The sequence below is a fragment of the uncultured Limnohabitans sp. genome (assembly GCF_937889215.1).
Lineage (GTDB): Bacteria > Pseudomonadota > Gammaproteobacteria > Burkholderiales > Burkholderiaceae_C > Limnohabitans_A.
Genome location: NZ_CALBEX010000100.1, coordinates 1 through 5,936, shown reverse-complemented (window position 1 = coordinate 5,936; position 5,936 = coordinate 1). Strand labels below are relative to the sequence as shown.

General features: G+C 58.1%; 4 protein-coding genes. 2 read left to right on the top strand and 2 right to left on the bottom strand.

The features are described from left to right. Window positions 1-1,279, bottom strand: a 1,279-nt coding sequence (locus Q0341_RS02625; RefSeq protein ID WP_299510357.1) for an ATP-binding protein, incomplete at its 3' end; no start/stop codon positions are given. A gap of 283 nt (window positions 1,280-1,562) precedes the next feature. On the opposite strand from Q0341_RS02625, the gene Q0341_RS02620 reads away from it, so the two are divergent. Then, on the top strand, window positions 1,563-2,192 hold the full coding sequence (locus tag Q0341_RS02620) for a LysE family translocator (RefSeq protein WP_299510356.1): 630 nt from the start codon (window positions 1,563-1,565) through the stop codon (window positions 2,190-2,192). Between the two features lie 134 nt (window positions 2,193-2,326). Here Q0341_RS02620 and Q0341_RS02615 read toward each other — a convergent pair whose 3' ends face one another. Beyond that, on the bottom strand, window positions 2,327-4,252 hold the full coding sequence (locus Q0341_RS02615) for a B12-binding domain-containing radical SAM protein (protein ID WP_299510355.1): 1,926 nt from the start codon (window positions 4,250-4,252) through the stop codon (window positions 2,327-2,329). A 148-nt stretch (window positions 4,253-4,400) separates the two neighbouring features. Between Q0341_RS02615 and Q0341_RS02610 the strand changes: the two genes are divergently transcribed. After that, window positions 4,401-5,582 (top strand): hypothetical protein, encoded by a 1,182-nt coding sequence (locus tag Q0341_RS02610; protein WP_299510354.1) that lies wholly within the window; start codon window positions 4,401-4,403, stop codon window positions 5,580-5,582. Window positions 5,583-5,936: the final 354 nt, after the last annotated feature.

Sequence of the window (5,936 nt, the reverse complement as noted above, 5' to 3'; positions counted from 1 at the left end):
CGATAAGGATGCGCACAGTTTGTTCGCTGCTCTCGGCTTCCTCAATGGCTCGTTTGATCGCGGGTGCGTTGCTCAACACACAAGGCAATTGCACCCAAAAAGTGGTGCCGATCCCTGCCATGCTTTCAAAGCCAATCGTGCCCCCCATGGCTTCAACCAAGCCCTTTGTGATCGACAGGCCCAAGCCATTGCCACCAAACCGGCGGGCGATGGAGTCGTCGGCTTGCGAGAAGCTTTGAAACACACGGTGCTGCAACTCCGGCGCAATGCCCATGCCCGTGTCGCGCACACTCACCTTGATCTGTGCGATGGCCTCGGGATCGACGCCATTGGCGACTGCACTGCAGTACATTTCGATTTCACCTCGGTTCGTGAATTTGATGGCGTTGCCCAGCAAATTGACCAGCACCTGTGTCAATCGGTGGCCGTCGCCCAACACCCACTGCGGAAGCTCTGGATCCAAGGTCAATGTGTAGCGCAGTGGTTTGGATTCGGCTCGGCGCTTGAGCAACTGAAAACTGCTGCTCAGAGTGTCGAGCAAGTTGAAGGGTTCCTTCACCACCTGCAGGCGACCGGCTTGCATTTGGGAGTGGTCCAGCAAGTCGTTGATGATGGTCAGCAGGTGTTCGCCTGATTTTTGAATGTCCTCCATCTTCAAGCGGACTTCTTGATCGAGCTGCTTGTCGTGTTGGATCAAATCGGCCAAACCCAATATGGCGTTCATGGGTGTTCGCAACTCGTGGCTGACAGAGGCCACAAAAAGGTCTTTTTGTTGTTGCGTGTGTTGAAGATTTTTGGTCAGTTGTCTGAGTTTTCTTTGTTGCTGCTGCGTCCTTTGCATGCGTTCGTTGCGCACCATATTCAAGCGAAACAGCAGCGCCACTTGCATACCAAAAATCACGATCGCCATCATCAGGTGCCAATGGATCAGGTCTTGGGGCCGTATTTTCATGTCCATTTCGCCGCCCAGCAGGGCGTAGCCGTACAAGCTCAAAATCAACAACCACCCTGCCAGCAGACCGGCAATACGGGCGCGTTGTTTGTAGGCAAGAACTGCTGGCAGCGGTGCCAAGGCCAGCCAGCTGATGGTTGCCGAGTAAATGCCGCCCGTCAGCCATGTGATGCTCAAAGCCTGGGCCAAAGTGATGATTTGCAAAGCGGCGATCAAAGGGCTGAGCCTTACCCCTGCAAACCGTAATCCGCCCAAAGCCAGCATGGCCACGATGCCCACCACATTGGCCGCAATGCCCTCTGTGAAATGCAGCCCCCAGGACACCATGGCGAAGGCTGCATAGCCAATGGTGAGGATGATCAGAAATGAAAAAAATAACCACTCGCGTTCGTTTCGCAACGGATGATTCCGCCATCTGTTCAAGAATGGCGGTGCACTGTTTGTCACATCAATGGGCTGGGTGTTGGGCATGTGGGTGATTCGACCAATAAAATGAATACCAAATGCTACATTATGTTGCAGCGCTAGGCCAACGGGACTGGTGTGATTTCAGTGCTTGCTCGGGCACAATTCGGGTCAATTGATTTTTGTCTTTTTCACAAAGCTTCTGATGAGTTTGCAAACGTGGTGGATTTTTGTGCTCACGACCTTTGTGGTGTCGGCCACGCCGGGTCCCAACATGCTTTTGGTGATGAGCCATGGTGCGCGTTTTGGTTGGCGTGCGGCTATCCGGACGATGGCCGGTTGTATGACGGCCTTGATCGGCATGGTGAGTATTTCCGCTGCAGGCGTAGGCGTTTTGCTGCACGCGTTCCCAGCCGTGTTCGATGCCCTGCGTTTTTTGGGCGCGGCTTACTTGGCTTATCTGGGTTACAAGCTGTGGGCCGCCGCTGCAGCGCCGGTTGATGGGCCCGAGACGTTGTTGGCCGATCCCCATGAACGCAGCCCGGGATCTCTTTACCGGCAAGGTTTGGCGGTGGCGGCCAGCAATCCCAAGGCCATTGTTTTTTCTGCGGCATTCTTCCCGCAGTTCATCCAGGCTGATCGCCCTGCGGGCCTGCAGTTTGCGGTGTTGTTGATCACCTTCACCGTCATCGAGGTCAGCTGGTACCTGATTTACGCCCTGAGCGGTCACAAGCTGTCTCACTTTTTACGGCAAGCCCATATCCTGAAAAACTTCAACCGCGTCACGGGTGGTGTGTTTGTGGGCTTTGCGGCCTTGATGGCGGCCAGCCGCTGAGGGGGGGCGCTTGGCGGCAGATCGGGTTTACCCCCGTCAACTGTGCGCCAAGCTGTGGATAAGTCCATGAACAAGCTCAGAGACCCGCATGCCTGCAGGGCTGGCCAGCGATGCCTGTTATTTGAGCAAGGGCGTCAGTCCAGTGACCGCGCAATCTTCTGGCGCGGCACCGTGGTCTTGGGGCATTGGCCTTTGGGCAGTTCAAACCACTGGCGCACATCGTTCTCAACGCCCACGCCGTGCATGAAGTTGTAGATGGCTTTTTTCAGGCCCTGGCCCAGCAGGTCGTGGTCCACGCCTGCAGGCATGGGCGTTGGGTCGACAAAGCCCACATCGTTTTTGGCAAATGTGCCCTCGGGCAGAGGCAAAAGTGTCACGCCGTAAGCGTCGGGATTCAAGCCAACAGGTGAATGCACGGTGCAGACAAAACGGTGGAAAAAACCACTGTGGATGCAGCCGTTTTCAAACAGCTGGCGCACGTATTCGAGCGCGTCCACCGTGTCCTGCACGGTTTGTGTGGGAAAGCCATACATCAAGTAGGCGTGCACCAGCACGCCCGCATCGGCAAAGCCTTTGGTGACCTGCGCCACCTGCTCAACCGAGACCCCTTTTTTCATGAGCTGAAGCAAGCGGTCTGAGGCGACTTCGAGCCCGCCCGACATGGCAATGCAACCGCTTTGCGCCAGCAAGTCGCACAGCTCGGGGGTGAAGGTTTTCTCAAAGCGGATGTTGCCCCACCACGAGATTTGCACACCCCGGCGCAGCAGTTCTTCGGCCAGTGCCTTGAGGGCTTTGGGTGGCGCGGCCTCGTCCACAAAGTGAAAGCCGGTCTGACCGTTTTCGGCCACGATCTGCTCGATGCGGTCCACCAGCGTGCTGGCCTGCGCGGTTTCGTAGCGGCTGATGTAGTCCAGGCTCACGTCGCAAAAGCTGCATTTTTTCCAGTAGCAGCCATGCGCCACAGTCAACTTGTTCCAGCGCCCGTCGCTCCACAGCCGGTTCATCGGGTTGAGCATGTCTAGAAGCGACAGGTACTTGTGCAGCGGCAAACCGTCCCAAGTGGCCGTGCCCACCTCTTCAAACGGGATGTCGGGCTCTTGCAGATTGATGTACTGCACCTGACCTGCGTCATTCTTGATGAAAGTGCGCTGCAGGCGCTGCACACTGCGCTGGCCTTGCAGGTGCTCAATCAGGCTCAGCAGCGGGCGTTCGCCGCCGTCGAGCGTGACGAAATCCACATGGTCGAACACCCGGGCGTCCTTCAGCTCACGCAGCTCGGTGTTCACAAAGCCGCCGCCCAGGCCAATGCGGATGTGAGGGTGCGAGCGCTTGATGCATTGGGCGATGCGAAACGCCGCATACACCGAGCCGGGGAAGGGCACCGACAGCAGCATCAGCGTGGGCTGGTGACGCTCAATGGCTTGCAGGGCCAAGTTCTCCAGCGTGCTGTCGATCAGGTTGGGGGGCTCGGCCAGGGCTTCGGCCAGGGCGTCAAAGCTGGGCTGGCTTGCTGCAAGGCGTTCGGCGTAGCGCACAAACTCAAAGCCTTCGTCCACGGCATCCCGCAGCACATCGGCCAGGTCGTTCAGGTACAGCGTGGCCAGGTGCCGGGCGCGGTCGGTTTGGCCCAAAGCGCCAAAAGCCCAGCCAATCGGGTCGCCAGTGCCATCGTCTTCATACGCGTCAAGTGCAGCAAAGCGCGGGCCTTCGGGCAAAAAGCCACGGCCTGCAATGCGGTGGCTGAGCGTGCTGTCGCGGCCTTGCAAAAAGGCGATCACCGGGTCGATGCTGATGGCGTAATCGTTGAAGTGGTCAAGGAAAAAGTTCACCGGGCCCGAGCGCTCTTCAACAAGCAAGGCCAGCGCCGCGTCGCGCAGCTCGGTCAGTCCTTTTTTGTTCAGCAAAGCCAGCACGGTGGCCAGCGCCAAGTCTTCTTGCACCGCATTAAAACCCCGCGAACGCAAAAAACCCGTCAGGTAGGCCGTGGACGGGTAGGGCGTGTTGAGCTGCGTCATCGGGGGGATGAGGCTGAGCACTTTGAACGGGGTGGGGATGGGCATCAGGCGGGGGCTTTTCGAATCAGTGTAGGGATTATCGACGGATGAAGTCCCCTCAGCATTCGACTGCTTGGCTTGCCCCCCGCAATCAACAGCGGTTTCGGGGGGTTAACATCCAGCAGCTCACAAGTCTTCGCTCAATTTTTCCTCAATGATTTCTCCTGAAGCGCCTCAAGACGCTGCCATTTTCCTGTCTGCCTTGATGGTTCAGCCCGGCGATCAAGCCACGCTCACGCCCGCCCAGCAGCGCTTTAACGCCCTGTTGGCCCGCATCGAGCTGCTCTCTTGCCTTATCGAGCGGCTGCAGGCGTGGTCGGACCGGCACCGTTATGCGCACATTCAGGCCTTGCGCGAGTCGGTGCAGCTGGCTCAAGCGCACCGCAAAAGCCTGCTGCTCTTTGTGCATGAGCGCCTGCAAACCGCAGACTTCACCGAACGCCAGCAACGCATGGCGCGGGGACTGGTGCGCGGTTTGATCGTGCATTTGGCCGAACACGCTGAAAATGCCGACCCGCAAGTGCAGGCGTTGGCCGATTTGTACGTGAGCGAAGAAGACACCCAACAAGCCGCCGAAGAACAGGCCGAGGCGGCGCAGCGCTTGCGCGAGCGCATCGAAGAGGCGCTGGGCCAGCCCATTGAAAAAGCAGGCCAATACCAAACGCCCGAAGAGATGATGCAAGCGGGCATGCGCCAGTGGCAACGCCAGCAAGAGGCTGACGAGCAGCGTAAGGCGGCCAAGCGTGCAGCCAAAAAAGCACAAAAACAAGCCCAAAAGAATAGCGCTGCGGCCGAAAAAGGCGAGTTACCGCCTGCCATGTTGCGCGAGGCGGATGCGAAAAGCGCCATCCGCACCGTGTTCAGGCAGTTGGCCAGCGCCTTGCACCCGGATCGCGAGCCCGACGAACAAGAGCGCTTGCGTAAAACTTCGCTGATGAGCGAAGTCAACGCCGCTTATGAAAAAAACGACCTGAGCACCTTGCTGCGCCTGCAAATGCAGGTGACGAAGGTCAACCCGCAAAACTCCGCCCGCATGGCCGATGCCCAGCTCATCGCCATGGCATCGTTGCTCAAGGAGCAGGTGACAGCGCTGGAGGACGATCTGGACGCGTTGCAAAGCCGCCTGAGCCGGGAGTTGTGTGTCCCGGTGCGAGCCGAGGCAGAAGAGGCGTCGATGACGCAAGCCCTGCAGCGCATACAGGCCGACCAGCGCCACAGCGCAGACAGCCTGGCGGCCGATCTGCGCCGCATTCAGAACGATGCCGAACTCAAACGGTGGCTCAAAGAGCAGTGGCAGTTGGCCAAAGAGCAAGGGCAGTCCTCCACGGATTTTTGATGTGCGTGCATGGTCTTAGCAGGTTGTGGCCTTCAGGCCCGACAGCTTTGGTGCGCCACCGACTTTTGAAAATGTCTCGCTGCGAAAAAATTAAGCGTCGGACCATAAAGGCCACGACCTACGGGGAGTTCGGTATTTATAGGTCGGCGCCTTCAGGCCCGATAACTTCGGTGTGCCACCGCCTTTTGAAAATGTCTCGCTACGAAAAAATCAAGCGTCGGACCTGAAGGCCACGACCCACGGGGAGTTCGGTATTTGTAGGTCGGCGCCTTCAGGCCCGACATCTTCGGTGCGCCAATGCCTTTTGAAACTGTCGCTCCGCGAAAAAATCAAGCGTCGGACCTGAAGGCCACG

Coding starts and splice junctions, on each gene's coding strand:
- Q0341_RS02620 (WP_299510356.1), top strand. CDS start 1,563: ATGAGTTTGCAAACGTGGTGGATTTTTGTGCTCACGACCTTTGTGGTG.
- Q0341_RS02615 (WP_299510355.1), bottom strand. CDS start 4,252: ATGCCCATCCCCACCCCGTTCAAAGTGCTCAGCCTCATCCCCCCGATG.
- Q0341_RS02610 (WP_299510354.1), top strand. CDS start 4,401: ATGATTTCTCCTGAAGCGCCTCAAGACGCTGCCATTTTCCTGTCTGCC.